The sequence below is a fragment of the Jeotgalibacillus sp. ET6 genome (genome assembly GCF_029667115.1).
GTDB lineage: Bacteria > Bacillota > Bacilli > Bacillales > Jeotgalibacillaceae > Jeotgalibacillus.
The window spans coordinates 1-249 of sequence record NZ_JARUIU010000195.1 but is presented as its reverse complement, the minus strand read 5'-3'; the positions used below and the strand labels follow the sequence as shown (position 1 = coordinate 249).

Sequence of the window (249 nt, the reverse complement as noted above, 5' to 3'; positions counted from 1 at the left end):
CGATCACAATTTTTTCAGGATTCAGTGCGCTTCCAAGGTTTGCTAAAGATAATCCCTTATGATTCATGACCACATCAACATAAACGCAAATTCCATGTTCATGACAGGCAAAAGTGGCCGCAACAGTTCGTTCTAGAATCGGAAACAGATGATCCTTTTTCATACGTATAATAGGCATAGGCAAGATTTGATTCAGCAAAGTCAGCATCCGGCTGATGAAATTCTTATTGGAGATCCTGAGATTAGTTC

General features: G+C 39.8%; 1 pseudogene. It reads right to left on the bottom strand.

Annotation, left to right across the window (positions count from 1 at the left end):
• Positions 1-199: pseudogene (locus tag P6709_RS20160) on the bottom strand (hypothetical protein); the annotation flags it as partial.
• Positions 200-249 lie beyond the last annotated feature (50 nt).